The organism is Campylobacter showae (genome assembly GCF_963515975.1).
Lineage (GTDB): Bacteria > Campylobacterota > Campylobacteria > Campylobacterales > Campylobacteraceae > Campylobacter_A > Campylobacter_A showae_F.
Map to the genome: position 1 here is coordinate 1 of NZ_CAUPZM010000039.1, position 14685 is coordinate 14685.

Annotated in this window: 13 protein-coding genes; 2 read left to right on the forward strand and 11 right to left on the reverse strand. The window is 47.9% G+C overall.

Features of this window, described 5'->3' with window-relative positions:
* A partial coding sequence (locus RWM02_RS10195; RefSeq protein ID WP_314071932.1) for a retention module-containing protein occupies positions 1-549 on the reverse strand: 549 nt, incomplete at its 3' end.
* Positions 550-790: 241 nt separating this feature from the next.
* Here RWM02_RS10195 and RWM02_RS10635 point away from each other — a divergent pair.
* On the forward strand, positions 791-3034 hold the full coding sequence (locus RWM02_RS10635) for a molybdopterin oxidoreductase family protein (RefSeq protein WP_390887765.1): 2244 nt from the start codon (positions 791-793) through the stop codon (positions 3032-3034).
* 194 nt (positions 3035-3228) lie between these two features.
* Here RWM02_RS10635 and fdh3B read toward each other — a convergent pair whose 3' ends face one another.
* The 6 genes from fdh3B to tupB all read right to left on the reverse strand — a co-directional run bounded on the left by fdh3B (position 3229) and on the right by tupB (position 9657).
* The gene (gene fdh3B, locus RWM02_RS10210; protein ID WP_122861815.1) at positions 3229-3870 is read right to left on the reverse strand and encodes a formate dehydrogenase FDH3 subunit beta; all 642 of its coding nucleotides are present in this window, start codon (positions 3868-3870) and stop codon (positions 3229-3231) included.
* Position 3871: 1 nt separating this feature from the next.
* On the reverse strand, positions 3872-6682 hold the full coding sequence (locus tag RWM02_RS10215; protein WP_314071962.1) for a molybdopterin-dependent oxidoreductase: 2811 nt from the start codon (positions 6680-6682) through the stop codon (positions 3872-3874).
* A gap of 46 nt (positions 6683-6728) precedes the next feature.
* Positions 6729-6905 (reverse strand): twin-arginine translocation signal domain-containing protein, encoded by a 177-nt coding sequence (locus tag RWM02_RS10220; RefSeq protein WP_009496297.1) that lies wholly within the window; start codon positions 6903-6905, stop codon positions 6729-6731.
* On the reverse strand, positions 6892-7617 hold the full coding sequence (locus RWM02_RS10225) for a TorD/DmsD family molecular chaperone (RefSeq protein ID WP_314071939.1): 726 nt from the start codon (positions 7615-7617) through the stop codon (positions 6892-6894). Before RWM02_RS10225 ends, RWM02_RS10220 begins: the two co-directional genes overlap by 14 nt.
* A gap of 300 nt (positions 7618-7917) precedes the next feature.
* Positions 7918-8871, reverse strand: a complete 954-nt coding sequence (gene tupC / locus RWM02_RS10230; protein ID WP_314071942.1) for a tungstate ABC transporter ATP-binding protein TupC — start codon at positions 8869-8871, stop codon at positions 7918-7920.
* A gap of 93 nt (positions 8872-8964) precedes the next feature.
* The gene (gene tupB, locus RWM02_RS10235) at positions 8965-9657 is read right to left on the reverse strand and encodes a tungstate ABC transporter permease TupB (RefSeq protein ID WP_314071944.1); all 693 of its coding nucleotides are present in this window, start codon (positions 9655-9657) and stop codon (positions 8965-8967) included.
* 73 nt (positions 9658-9730) lie between these two features.
* On the opposite strand from tupB, the gene tupA reads away from it, so the two are divergent.
* A complete protein-coding gene (gene tupA / locus RWM02_RS10240) occupies positions 9731-10549 on the forward strand; it encodes a tungstate ABC transporter substrate-binding protein TupA (protein ID WP_314071946.1) in 819 nt (272 codons plus the stop codon).
* Positions 10550-10776: 227 nt separating this feature from the next.
* On the opposite strand, the gene RWM02_RS10245 is transcribed toward tupA, so the two are convergent.
* The 4 genes from RWM02_RS10245 to fdhD form a co-directional block, all read right to left on the reverse strand.
* Complete coding sequence (locus RWM02_RS10245; RefSeq protein WP_314071949.1) at positions 10777-12102, reverse strand: aminotransferase class V-fold PLP-dependent enzyme; 1326 nt, start codon at positions 12100-12102, stop codon at positions 10777-10779.
* 498 nt (positions 12103-12600) lie between these two features.
* Positions 12601-12789, reverse strand: a complete 189-nt coding sequence (locus RWM02_RS10250; RefSeq protein ID WP_004320751.1) for a hypothetical protein — start codon at positions 12787-12789, stop codon at positions 12601-12603.
* A 27-nt stretch (positions 12790-12816) separates the two neighbouring features.
* Positions 12817-13584, reverse strand: coding sequence for a winged helix-turn-helix domain-containing protein (locus RWM02_RS10255; protein WP_314071955.1), 768 nt, complete (start codon positions 13582-13584; stop codon positions 12817-12819).
* The gene (gene fdhD / locus RWM02_RS10260) at positions 13577-14359 is read right to left on the reverse strand and encodes a formate dehydrogenase accessory sulfurtransferase FdhD (protein WP_314071957.1); all 783 of its coding nucleotides are present in this window, start codon (positions 14357-14359) and stop codon (positions 13577-13579) included. Before fdhD ends, RWM02_RS10255 begins: the two co-directional genes overlap by 8 nt.
* Positions 14360-14685: the final 326 nt, after the last annotated feature.

Here is a 14685-nt window from a genome sequence, read left to right on the forward strand (position 1 = left end):
TCCGTCGTTATTAGTATCTTCGGTTATAGTAACGATCGGAGCTGAAGTGGTTGTAAGGTCTGGTCTGCTGCCACCAACGCCGGAAGTAAATTGATACGGATTTATATTATTTACCGCGTTGTCTAAATTTCCGTACATAGCATTAACGTTAGATATGTGTCCGCCTTGTAAAAATGAAACTTGGCTCAAGCTAACGCCGTCAGAAGAAGCGACAGAGCCGCCGCCCGCAGCAGTCTCTTCCAAATCTTGAAGCTGCATGCCGTTAAGTAGGGCTTGTTGAATAGCAGAAACGTCGGCTACGGCTTCACCGCCGAAACCCTCGTTAATTACCGCACTTTGATCAAGCGACAAAGTATCCTCGCCCACGAGAGCGACTTCTTTACCGTTATTTAGCTCTATTACTACTTTTGCAGTAGGGCTATCGGTCTTTATAACCTCTCCTAAGTATACCACGTCTCCTATGTTTAGCGTTCTTTTGTTACCGCTACTATCTACCGCCGTAGCTGCGCCGCCGCTTATATCTTTTATGATACCTACTTTGTTTGCCATTGTTTTCCTTAGTATAAATTTTGATTTACGGGCGGATTATACATATATTCTATGCAAAAATCTATTGTACCGAAGTACAATATGAGCCACATATTATGCTTTACAAATTTAAAAAGTAATATGCTAAATTTGCATATTACTTAAATAATTCTTAAAATTTTATACTAATTTTAAAACTAAATTTATATTTGCCGTTGTATAATAATCTCATAAATTTCAGTAATACCAGAAAGGAGCGAAAATGGAAGAGATCGTAAAGACCACCTGTCCATATTGCGGTACGGGCTGCGGCATCGATCTTATCGTGCGAAACGGTAGAATCGTAGATGCCAAACCTAGCAAAGACCACCACGTAAACGACGGCGAGCTTTGCTTAAAAGGAATGTTCGGATGGGAGTTCGTAAACTCTCCTAAACGCTTAAGCCGACCGATGATGAGAAAGCTAAACGGCGTCTACGACAAGCGCGGCGAGCTTGAAGAAGTGAGTTTTGAGGAGGTTTATGATTTCCTCGCGGATAAATTTAAATCAACCGTCGCAAAATACGGCCCAAGCTCGATCATGGGCTTTAGCTCTGCGCGCTCAAATAACGAAGACAACTACGTTTTCCAGAAATTTTTCCGCGCCCAGGGCAGCAACAACGTCGATCACTGCGCCCGTCTTTGACACGCTCCTACAGTGGCAGGTCTTGCCAGCACGCTAGGAAACGGAACGATGACGAACGATTTAGTCGAATTTGCGACCGATACGGACGTATTTTTACTCATCGGTACCAACACGAGCGAGTGCCACCCGATCATCGCTATGCAGATGCAGCGCGGCCTTCAGCGAGGCGCGAAGATGATCGTCGTAGATCCAAAGCGCACCGATATGGCTAAAAAAGCCGATATTTTCTTGCAAATCCCGATCGGAGCGAATATCAAAACGCTAAATACGATGATGCACGTAATCATCGCCGAAAATTTGCAAGATAGCGAATTTATCGAGAAATACTCCGAGGGATTTGAATATCTAAAAGAAGCGGTTAAGGACTTTACGCCTGAGCGTTTCGAGTGCGAAACCGGTATAAAAAAAGAGCTCATCATAGAGGCGGCTAGAATGTATGCTAAAGCAGGCGCGGCGGCGATTTGCTACACGATGGGTATCACGCAGTTTAGCGACGGCACGTCAAACGTCTTTTCGCTATCAAATTTAGCCGTTTTAACCGGAAATTTGGGCAAAAAGGGCGCTGGCGTAAATCCTCTGCGCGGTCAAAACAACGTCCAAGGCGCATGCGACATGGGCGCGCTGCCTAACGTCATCCCGGCAGGCGCGGTAAACAGCCCTTACGCGCAGGAGCAAGCGCGCAAAGTATGGCACTTTGAGCTAAATCCAGTTCCTGGCTTTAAGCTAACGCAAGCACCCGATAAAATAGACGAAGGCGAGCTAAAAGTCCTCTATGTCTACGGCGAAAACCCCGTAATGAGCGATCCTTGGACCGAGCACTTCGTCCACGCCGTGCATCACCTAGACTGCTTTATCGTGCAGGATCTTTTCTTTACCGAGAGCGCGCACAAGGCCGACGTGGTGCTGCCTGCCGCGGGCTGGGGCGAAAAGGACGGAACCTTTATCAACACCTCTCGCCGCGTCCAACGCACGCGCAAAGCTAGCGAACCCGTTAGCGGCGTGGAGCCTGACTGGAAGGTCGTTTGCAACATCGCAAACCGCATGGGGCTAGAGGGGTTTGATTTTGCGAGCCCTGAGCAAATTTGGAACGAGCTAAGAGAGCTTATGCCTAAATTTTTCGGCGGTATCAGCTACTATAGACTAGGCAAACTAGGCGGTATCAGCTGGCCGTGCCCAGGCGAAGAGCACCCAGGTACGCCCGTGCTTTACGCAGATCACAAGTCCATGCTGCCTGGCGGTAAATTCCGCTTCGCGCCGGTGCTTTACGTAGACGATAAAGAGGAGCGCGCTAAAGCCGAGGCCGAATTTAGAGCCAAGATGAATATCCCGGATGGCTATCCCGTCGGTAGCGGCGCGCTTAGCGAAGTGCCCGACGAGGTATATCCGTGCCTATTTACGACCGGACGCAAAGTCTATCACTACCACACGGGTACGATGACGAGAGAGTGTCCGGCTCTTGAATACGGCGCAGGCGTCGAGGGCGCGCTCATAGAGGTGAGCCCGGATATCGCTCGCGAGAGGGAGCTGGAGGAAGGCTGCTACGCGCTCGTGCAAAACAAACGCGGTCAGATCGCCGCCAAACTGCGAGTAAATCCGGATCTAAAAGAAGGCACGATATTTACGACCTTCCACTACAGCGAGGCCGACGGTAACGAGCTAGCAAACGCCGGCGATCCCGATCCGCTCTCAGGCATCACGCCGCTAAAGATGACGATAGCAAATATCAGGCGTCTAAGCGAGGAGGAATTTATCAAATTTAGAGAGCAAAACGAGATGTCGATGCACTCGGCAAATCCGTATTTGTCGCCTGTAAGGGCGTAAATTTAGGGCGGAAGACCGCCCTTTTTTCTGCTAAAATTTATCCATTTTTATTTTAAATTTGCCTGCATTCAAATTTGACGAACTACCGTGTAAAATTTAATGAAGCTAAAAAGGCATGAGTCAAATTTGACGCAGACAAAACGCGTCAAATTTGATGAGATTATCCGCCGCCGAAGCGAGCGGAGCGGATAAATTTAGAAGCTGTATTTTAGCCTGTCGCCAGCATAGTAGGCGAGCTTCCAGGTCGGAGTTTGTTTTAGGTCTTTAAAGCCGTAGCCGCGAGCCTTGACTCTGTCGCCGTAGATCTTCTCTATCATCGCCGATTCGCCTACCAGCAGCGCTTTTGTCGAGCACATCGCCGCACAAACCGGTACTTTGCCTTCGGAAATTCTATTTTGACCGTACTCTTCGCGCTCTACTTCGCTATTTGTCGCCTCAGGACCGCCTGCGCACATCGTGCACTTATCCATCGAGCCTTTTGCGCCAAATACCCCCTCGCGCGGGAACTGAGGCGCGCCGAACGGACACGCGTATAAGCAGTATCCGCAGCCGATGCATATCTCTTTATCGTGTAGTACGACGCCGTCAGCTCTGATATAAAAGCAATCGACCGGGCAAACGAGCGAGCATGGAGCGTCCTCGCAATGCATGCAAGCTATCGAGGTTGATATCTCTTTACCTGGCACGCCCTCGTTTAGCGTGATGACGCGGCGGCGGCGGATACCAAGAGGCAGCTCGTGAGCCTCGTCGCAAGCCACCGCGCAGCCGTTACAGTCGATACATCTATCGTCGTCGCAGTAAAATTTAAGTCTATTATTATCGTTAAATTCGCTCATTTTACGCCTTTTCTATGCGGCATAGACCGCCTTTTGTTTCTGGAATTTGAGTGACTATATCGTAGCCGTAGTTGGTGACGGTATTTGCGCTCTCGCCTACCGCATAAGGCTTCGTGCCGTCAGGAAAATTACCCGTCATATCGACGCCTTGCATGTGTCCCGCCCAGTGAAACGGCAAGAAAATCATATCAGGCTTGACCGACGGTACGATTCTAGCGCGTACCTTGATTTTCGTGCCTTCAGGCGAATGAATCCATACGAAATCCCAGTTTTTAATGTCGTGTTTAACCGCAAGCTCAGGGTGGATATCCGCAAACATCTCAGGCGTGATGCGGCATAGATACATACTAGCGCGCGTCTCCATACCCGCACCGCTAAAGTTTACGAGACGAGCCGTAACTAGATTTATCGGGAATTCTTTCGAGAAGTCCTTACTTAGCTGCAAGCTCTTATATTTCGTAAATACGCGGTAGTGATTCGGCTTATCCTCAAAACTCGGATACTTCTGAGCAAGGTCTTGGCGCTGCGAGTGGATAGGCTCTCTGTGCTGCGGTATCTGATCGACGAAGGTCCAAACTACAGCTCTGGCTCTTGCGTTGCCGTACGGAGCGATGCCTTTTTCCATACATTTTTCTGCAATGATACCGCTAGCGTCCGTCGCCCACGTAGCGCCCATTCTTTCGCGCTCTTCATCAGTTAGCGTGATGCCTAGTATCTTTTCGATGTTATCTTTTTTGATCTCCGGATATCCGCCGCTTTGAGCGCCGCCTACAGGCGCGCTACCGTCGGCCGCTAGCTGATTTACGCCGTTATGCTCTAGGCCAAAGCGGTTTCTAAAGCCCATACCGCCTTGCATTACCGGCCTATTTATATCGTATAAATTTGGACTGCCAGGGTGCTTTTCCGTCCAGCAAGGCCACGGCAAGCCGTAGTATTCGCCAGCTACCTCGGTACCCTCTTTGCCCATTAGCGTTTTTTCGTCAAATTTATCCCAGTTAGCTTGATGGCGTTTTAGACGCTCCGGAGTCCAGCCCGTTAGACCGATGCTTTTTACTATGTTAGAGATCTCGCGAGTAGCAGCCTCCGGCCACTCGATCTTGCCCTCGGAGTCTCTGATCGTGCGAGTTAGCTCGTCGTAAAAGCCTATTCTCTTTGCAAGCTCAAATAAAATTTCGTGATCGGGCATACTCTCAAACAAAGGCTCTACGACCTGGCTTCTCCACTGGCCGCTGCGGTTTGTGGCCACGACCGTGCCGCTACCCTCAAACTGCGTCGCCGCAGGCAGTAGATAGACGTCGTCTTTTTTATTTGTTATAATGCCCGCGTCGTTTACGAAAGGATCAAGTAGCACCAAAAGCTCAAGGCCGTCAAGGCCCTCCTGCACTTTTGCCTGTTGAGCTGTCGAGGTGATACCGTTGCCTATGACGATTAGGGCTTTTAGGCTATCGCCTGCGTTTTCAACCGGGTCATTGCCGTTTTTGCCGTCAAGTACGCCTGCCCACCAGCGAGCTAGGGTAAATCCCGGCTTAAACATCCACTCTGGTTTTACGAAATTTCCTTGTAGCCACTCGTAGTCCACTTTCCACATTTTAGCGAAGTATTTCCACGTGGCTTCGTTTTTAGCGTAGTATCCGGGCAAGCTATCTGGCGCGTTTGCCATATCGCTAGCGCCTTGGACGTTGTCGTGACCGCGCAGGATGTTGCAGCCGCCGCCTGATACGCCCATATTTCCTAGTACTAGTTGCAAGATCGGAGCGATACGAGTGTTTGAGCTACCTATGGTGTGCTGAGTTAGACCCATCGCCCAAACGACCGATCCCGGGCGGTTTTTAGCGAAAACTTCCGTTATCTCTTTTAGCGTTGCAGCAGGTACTCCGGTCACGTCTTCGACCACTTCGGGCGTCCATTTTGCGGCCTCTTTGCGGATCTCGTCGATGCCGTACGTACGGTCATCTATAAATTTCTTATCTTCCCAACCGTTTTCAAAGATGAGATTCATCATGCCATACATGAAAGGTATATCCGTGCCCGGGCGAATTTGAGCGAAATAATCAGCCTTTGCAGCCGTTCTCGTGTATCTTGGATCGACCACGATCAGCTTCGCGCCGTTATTTTCCTTCGCTTTTAGAAAATGCCTAAAGCCGACCGGGTGATTTACAGCCGGATTTGCGCCGATTATAAAGATAGACTTCGCGTTTTGGATATCTCCAAGGTGATTAGTCATAGCTCCATAACCCCACGTATTCGCCACACCGGCGACTGTTGCGCTATGTCAAATTCTAGCTTGGTGATCTAGGTTGTTCGTCCCAAACATCGCGGAAAATTTGCTGATGTAGTAGCTTTGTTCGTTGCTATCTTTTGCAGAGCCTAGAAACATCACTTGTTCAGGGTTTTTCTCGCGATACGCTTTTAGTTTGGCGCCGATCTCGTCAAGTGCGTCTTTATAGCTGATGCGTTTCCACTTGCCTCCGACTTTTTTCATCGGGTATTTCACGCGGCAGTGAGAGCGCACCATATCGATGACGTCGCTGCCCTTACAGCAGTGGCCGCCAGCGCTTACGGGGTGGTCTTGGGCTACCTCTTGGCGCACCCATACGCCGTTTTCTACCTCGGCTAGCACTCCGCATCCAACGGAGCAAACCGTGCAGATAGTTTTTACGATTTTAGAGTTTGGAAACGGATTTGCCATCTCTTCTTTTGTGGCGCTTCTAGTTACGCCGCTAGCAGCCAGTCCGCTCATGCCGCCCGCTACGCCAGCTAGCGCAGCCATTTTTAAAAACGATCTTCGCCCGACTGCGTTTAAGTGGGGCATAAGACGTAAATTTGCCTCAGACATATTTATCCTTTCTTAAATTTTATTATTTTGCTTGTTCGTAGTATAGATCCCAGTTTTTGCTTCTTTTATAAAGTACTTCGGTCTTTTTGCTTTTACCGTATTTTAGGTTTGACGCCGCTGCCGTCGCTACTCCGGCCGTAGCCGCTACCGCGCCGACTAGCCCCGCCTTTTTTAAAAATTCTCGCCTATTTTTTTGCATTTTCTTCCTCCATAGCTTTTAGCTTTCTTACTCTGTTTTTTTGTCTTCTTATGGCCTCAGATCTTGAAACTCCGTCCAAAGTCTTTTTGTTTTCGCCTTGATTTATAGGACGCGGCGCGCTTAAAACTACGCGCTCAAACTCAACAAATCCCTGCAGTAGCACCGCAACGTCTTTGTAAATTTCGCTACTTTCGTGATTAAAAAGACTCTCTATAAACTCGTCGATGTTTGGATTTATGACCTCTTTAAAAAGCTGCTCCTCAAGCTCGCCGTATAGCTCCAGCTCGCTCTCTCGCGCGATAAATTCGCTCATAAGCGCAAGCACAAAGCCCACGTTGTCTTCGTTTTCTTTAAATTTAGCCTCATCTCGCCTAAGGTCGGTGCGAGCTAAAATTTTACGCACTTTCGCGCAGGCATGCCCGACCTCGTAGCCCTCGTCGTAGTACGACAGCGAGTTTCTAAGCGGACTTGGCGGAGCGTGGAAAATTTCATCGAATTCATCCGCTAAATTTTGCGGATTTTTTTCGTCGAATTTTGCCTGAATGCGCATTATTGCGGCGGCCGATTCTTCGTTTAGAGCGTGCGCCGAGGCAAGGCCTAGCATCGCGTTTACGCCGCTAAATCTATCATCGCCTTGGCTAAAAACGAAAAAATGCGAAAATAGCGAGTAATAAAGCCCGCGTCCCGCCGCAAATTCGCCCTTGCTAGTCATAGCTTTCCTTTATCATTTTTGTCTATTTTTTGAGATTTTTCTCGATTGTGAAACTATACTACTTTTTGGCTTATTTCTTATACTTAAAAAAAATTAAATCAAAAAAATTAATATACGCTTAAATATGCCTTAATTGCATATTACTTATAGCGAATTTTAGGGGATAAAAGAAATATGAAATTTACACATATATCTTGCATTTACGCTTTATTTTGATATTTACTTTTAACTAGGCTATTTTAACGGGCGCTAAACGAGCCTAAATTTAAAACCTGGAGCGAAATTTGCAAAATTTGAGGCTCATTCAAGCCCCAAAAACGCTCCTTCGTCAAATTTAAAATAAATCCTCTCGCCGACGTTAAAATTTTGCGAATTAGGCGCCATGGTTTTTATCAAAAAGTCGCCAATTTTGATTTTTACCAAAAGATCTTTGCCAAGATAGAGCGAAACCGAGTGCAAGATACCTTCAAGATAGCCCTCCATCGGCGTTTTGCTTAGCGTTATTTTGCTTGGATTTACGGCGATCTTTACGGCGTTACGTAAATTTTGCGGCAAATTTATGCTCGCGTTTTCGTCAAATTTTAAAACCCCGCTCTGCGCGTCAAATATGTTTTTGTACTCAAATTCGCACACGCGACCCTTGTGCAAAAAGACGTTTTCTTCGGCGACCGCGCTTAGCCATTTGTCGTCGTGGCTAGCGATCACAAAGCCGCAGCCGTATCTTTGCCGCATATAAAGCACCGCCTTGCCAAACAGCTTTGAGGTGCCCACGTCCACGCTATTTGTCGGCTCGTCGAGTAGATAAAGCCGCGATCTAAGCACCAAATTTAATGCAAAGCTAATGCGCTGCGTCTGCCCCGAGCTAAGCTCAAAGTGGCGCTTGTTTAAAAAGCTCTCGTCAAGTCCGACCAAATTTAACGCCTCGCTCGCCCTTTGCTCAAATTCCGCCAGCACTCCGCGGCTTTTTAAAACGGCTCTAAAATTTTCCCTCACGGAGCGTTTTAAAAGCGCGGGCTCTGGCAACAAAACGCTAACGTCGCGCAGTAAATTTAGGCTCGGCGCGCTGCTTCCCCACAGCCGCACTTCGCCGCTAGTGGGCTTTTGTAAAAACGACATCACTCGCATCAGCGTGCTTTTGCCGCTGCCGTTGCTGCCCGTTAGCGCGGTGATTTTACTAACGTCGATATCAAGGCGCGGGATGTTTAAAATCTCGCTCGCGCCGTAGTTTAGGCGTAAATTTCTAACGTTTATCACTGCGCACCTTTCTCGTTAAATTTATAAAAAAGCTCAAATTTGACACGCCTAGCCCGCATTTTGCGAGCGTAAATTTTCTAAATTTATCAAATTTCATTTATCTAGCCTTTTTAGCGCGTGTATCGTCAAATTTACGGCAAACGCGATAAAGATAAGTACCAACGCAAGCGCGATACCCATCGCAAACTCACCCTTATTCGTCTCCAGCGACACCGCAGTCGTGATCGTGCGGGTGAAGTATTTGATATTTCCGCCGATCATCATCGCTACGCCGACCTCGGCTACTATGCGCCCGTACGCCGTCGCTACGACCACCATCAAAGCGTATCTCAGCTCGTAAAGCACGCAGCCAACGAGCCTAGGCGCGCTCAGGCGTAAATTTAGGATGGTTAGATAGTGCTTTTTGTCCATGTTTTCCACGACGCTAGCGCTTAGCGAGACGATGGTAGGCAGAGCCAGCACGAACTGACCGAGCATCACGGCCTTTAGCGTAAAAAGCAGTCCAAACTCGCCAAAAGGCCCGTTTCGCGTGATAAACGCGTATAAAATAAGCCCGATCGCAACGGTGGGCATCGCAAGCGCCGTATCGCTAAGCAATCGTAATACTCGCCGTCCGCGAAAATCGTAAAATCCCAGCGTAAATCCAAGCGGAAAGCCGACTAAAATCGCAAAAAATATCGAAACGCTCGAAGTGTAAAGCGTCGCCCTGATCGCCGAATACGTCTCCTCGTCGCCGCTAAAAAGCAGCCTAAAGGCCTCCAAAAATCCGTTTAATAAAAAATCCAAATATTCTTTCTCCGCATATTTCTAAGGTTAATTTAATGTGCTATAATAGCATACTTTTTAAAAAAGGAGAAAAATGAAAAAAGTAATATTAAGCTCGCTAGTTGCGAGCGTTTTGGCGTTTGCGGGCGATAGCGAACTTATCATGGCAACCACAACCAGCACCGATAATACGGGACTACTAGACGCGATCTATCCTGCGTATAAGGCAAAAACCGGTGTCGATATCAAATGGACGGCGGTAGGCACCGGAGCGGCCTTGAAACTCGGCGAAAACTGCGATGCGGACATACTTTTCGTGCATTCGCCAAAAGTTGAGAAAGAATTTGTAGAAAAGGGCTTTGGCGTTGAGAGAAAAGCCGTAATGTACAATGACTTCGTCGTCATCGCCGATAAATCGATCGCAGATAAATTTAAAGGCAAGGACATAAAAGAGAGCTTTGAGCTAATCAAAAAAGAGAATATCAAATTTTTCTCTCGCGGCGACAAATCAGGCACCGACAACAAAGAAAAAGGTATCTGGAAAAAAATCGTCGGCGAAGTGCCTGAAAAAGACGGCTGGTACATGCAAACCGGCCAAGGCATGCTAGCTACTATCAACGCAGCAGCCGAGCAAAAGGGCGTTACTTTCACCGACCGCGGCACCTACATCAAGTACGAGGACACCAAAAAAGGCGCGCCTGAGATGGTTATCATCAACGAGGGCGACAACGACCTAAAGAACTTCTACTCGCTAATCGCGGTAAATCCGAAGCACTGCGCTAAGGCCGACATCGAAAACGCGAATAAATTTATCGAGTGGGCGACGAGCGAAGAGGGTCAGAAATTTATCGGCGACTTTAAGCTGCTAAATAAGCCGCTTTTCACGCCTGACGCGAATACTCGCAAGAACTAATTTTATTTACGCGCAAATTTGAGTCGAATTTATGGCTTAAATTTGCGTAATTTGGGCGCGCTTTGCGCCCTTTTTCTTTCTTAAATTTACTCTTTTCAGTTTTTAAATTTAATCAAATTTGACCACCCAAACCCGCATCTTTACGGCGTAAAATTTCAAATTTGACCGCGTATTTTTGATTTGCTAGAATTTGACCTTTTCGCGAGCCGAATTTAACCCGCTAAAATTTAAATTTTCCCGCCGAACATCTCATACATCGCCTTTTCCTCGCCCCAAAGCTCGCGGTGCTTTTTGATGCAGGATTTTATCGCGCCAACTAGATATAGCACGTCTTGCTCGGTGTGCGTGTAGTGCAGGCTCACGCGCACGAAGCCGGGCTTGGCTTCTGGCATACGACCCTCCTTGATACCCAGCAGATCGTGAGCGTACGGGCCCGCGCACATCACGCCCGCGCGCGTCTGGATACCGAAATCGTTGCTAAGGCTTGCGGCGAAATCATACGCCGAGACGCCGCGTACGTTAAAAGAAAATATCGGCAGCCGCGGAGCGCCCTTTGGAGCGTAGTTTATGACCTTGTCTATACTATCAAGCTCGCTCTCAAAAAGCCGCACTAGCTCGTCCTCTGCGCTTTTTATCCTCTCAAATCCCACCTCGTTTCGCAGCGCGTAGGCTAAATTTGCTCGCATTAGCCCGATGATGGGCGGCGTACCGCCTTCCTCTAGCTGCTCGGGATTTTTCAAAAACACATGCCCTTCGCGGCTGGCGTAGGCGACCGTCCCGCCCGCGGCAAACGTCGGCACGTCGCTGTTAAGCAGCTCCTTTTTGATCGCCAAAAGCCCACAGCTTGCGACTCCGCCGAGTAGCTTATGCGGCGAGAGGAAAATCGCGTCGAAATGATCGCAGTCTAAATTTGCGTGCGAGCTCAGCGCCGCGCAGTCAAAGGCCACGATGCCGCCCGCGGCTCTGATTAGCTCGCTGATCTTTTTGTAGTCGCTGACGACGCCCGTGACGTTTGAGGCGGCGCTAAACGAGCCGATGATGCGGCGTCCGGAGTTAATCTTCAGTATGCGCTCAAGTGCTAGCAGATCGATCTCGCCAGATTCGCTAAGAGGTACGCGCAGGTAGTCGCAAAGCCCCTCGCGAAAGCTGAGCTCGTTTGAGTGGTGTTCGTAGGGCGAAACGAGCACGAGCGGAAGCTGCGCGGTGCGTAAATTTGCCTCGCCGATCGCGCCTCTGGTCGCAGGCGGCAGGTAGATGCCCAGTATCTCCTGAAATTTCTTGATCGCGGCCGTCGCGCCCTGCCCGCAGGCGATGAGGCAAAACCGCTCGTCAAGCCCAAGTAGCTTTTTTAGGCTCTCTCGCGCGCCCTCATAGCGCCGCTGCGTGATGATGGCACTAGAGCTACTATCGGAGTGGGTGTTGGCGTAGGTTTTGAGAGCGTCTGCTATCTCGCGCTCTACGGGCTCGTAGGCAAGCCCCGAAGCCGCGAAATCAAAATAATGCACGCCCGGTTTTAGGATGATATTTTTTCGTATTTCGTCTAAATTTGCCATTTTTACTCTTTAAATTTGATGCGGTAATTATAGTAAATTTTCGCAAATTTAGGGCTTTTTCTGGGAAATTTGAAGCTAATTTTGCGGGCTATTATTTCAAATTTGCGCTTAGCTGTATAAAACTTGCCGCGCGGCGATTTACTGAAATTTAAAAGATATTCGCGCGTAAAATTTGGCGCGGAAAATAGATAAATTTAGCCTTGAGACGCAGTCAAATTTGAGCAACGATGAGGACGCTTTTTGATTTATCGGTCAAATTTACTCGCGTCGTTTGCGAGCTTAAAATTTACAAAACAAAAACTGAAATTTTAAAAGCGATTTTTGATTTTTTGCGCGGATATTTGCTTGCGGCGACTTCGTTTCGGAGGAAACTTAAGCGCTAAATTTAAAAATTAGAATTTTAACCGCCAAGCGGCAAATTTAACGTTCTTTGCGAGTTTTTAAGGCAAAGAGACGCTAGCCGCAGAGGCTCGCGACCCTTTGCGAGAGACGGAAATTTTATTTATTTATAAAATTTTTCTCTAGCCACTCGATAGCTTTTGCTTCGCTCTCGAAGCGTCCGCTTTTAGCGACCTGATTTTGCCCCTCGTAGAAGCGAATCCTGATACCGTCTTGGACGCTATCTACCTTTATTCTAGTGATCTTATCTTTGTTTAGATAGACCCTATCGTTTAGTTTTACGTACATTTTTTCTCCCTTAAATTTGATATGGTTTTATTTCTTTTTATCGTTTGCGTCGTCTTTGGCCGAGTCCTTTTTCTCGCCGTCTTTTTTCAAAAACAGCTCCTTAAAGCGCTTATCCGCAAAGTCCTCGATATCGTTTTGTAGCTGCCTATAGGCGTTTATGAGCTCATGTGCGCGCTCGTTTAGCGTCGTGCCGGCGTTTTCGCCGCCGCCTTGTTTGGTGGTGAAGAGCTCCTCTTTTAGATTTTTTTGCAAAATTTGCAGATGATTCCAACATTTTTTATAGTTCATGCCTAGGATTTCGGCGGCCTTTGAGATCGAGCCGACCTCGGCGATGACGTCTAGGACTTCGGTTTTGCCCTTACCGAAGATCAGCTCGCCCTCGTCGTTTTCTATCCAAGTTTTGGTTTTTACTCTCATCTTTTTTCCTTTCTTCTCCTTAAAACACCCCAGCTGGCAGTATTTTACGTCGATTTTATAGTCTTTTAGCGTCGAGCGGATCGTCTTTAGCCCCACGCCCGCAGCCGCGTCTCTAGCGTCTTTGCACAGTATCCTGCCCTTTTCGTCGGTCATCTGTTTTAGCTGCGTCATCACGGTGTATTTGCCGCGTCCGTTTTCCAGACCGCCAAACTGCCCTAGCTCGCAGTTGTCGATCTTTACGCCCATTTTTTCGGCCTCGTCGCTAACCTCGCCGATCTCTACGCCTAGCTTTGAGGCGATCTTAAACGCCGCTCCGCAGTCTAGCCTGCCTTTTGGATTTAACAGTTTTGCGATCAGTTCCTGGATTTGCTCACTCATAGATTCTCTCCGCGCCGCTATACACGTTTATGTTTTCGCCGCGAGCAAAGCCGCATAGCGTGAGGTTAAATTTACGCGCTATCACGACGCCAAGGCTAGTCGGAGCCGTGCGCGAGACGAGCACTGGGATGCCGTGCATGACAGCCTTTGCTACCATCTCAGAGCTTAGCCTCCCGCTTACCATCAAAAACGAATTTTGCAGCTGCACTCCTGCTAGTACCGCTTTGCCGACGGCTTTGTCTATCGTGTTGTGCTGGGCGATATCCTCGCCGATGTAAAACTGTTCGCCGCTCACGAAAAGCTTGGCCGTATGCACGCAGCCCGTCATCTCGTAAAGCTCGCACTGCGTGTAAAACTGCCCCATCTGACGCAAAATTTCGTCTTTGTTAAATTTGACGTCGGCCTTTATGGAACGCGCCGCCATAGCCTCAGGGTCGATGTTTGCCGTTGAGCTACGCCCGCAGCCGCTGATTATCACCTTTTCCTCGTCAAACTGCTCGAGGCGTTTTTCGTTTATTTTAGCCTTTATCCGCACGCTTAAAGCGTCGCTTGAGAGCTCTATACTCTCGATATCCTCAGGGCTTGCGATCAAATTTTCGCTGATGAGATAGCCCACAGCCAGAGCCTCCTGATCGGTCGGAGTCGCCATGAGCGCGCCGAAACGCTTGCCGTTTATGTAGATCTCAAGCTTGATCTCGCGCACCAAAATATCATCAACGGCGCTTTTTTGCGCGCCTTTAAATTTGGTGATTTGGGTCGTAAAAATAGGTTGCATGATTTTCCTTAATTTTTGCGAAATGATAGCTTGAAAATCTAAATTTAAGATTTGATTGTAGTGAAATCTTGCTTAAATCAAGCAAAAACTTAAACGCTTTTTAGCACGTTTTTATCGGTGTCTGATGATGATTTATATATGCAAATATAGCATATATCTTAAAGATAGTTTTTTAGGCTGTCGCTATAATATTACGCCGGCATACCTCATCAAATTTTACATTTCCCTCCCACCCCTTTCTAAATTTAACCCAAAAAATGTTTGCCCCAAATTCCAATTTACGAAATTAAATTTTTCTACTTCATTTATCAAAATACCTAAAATTC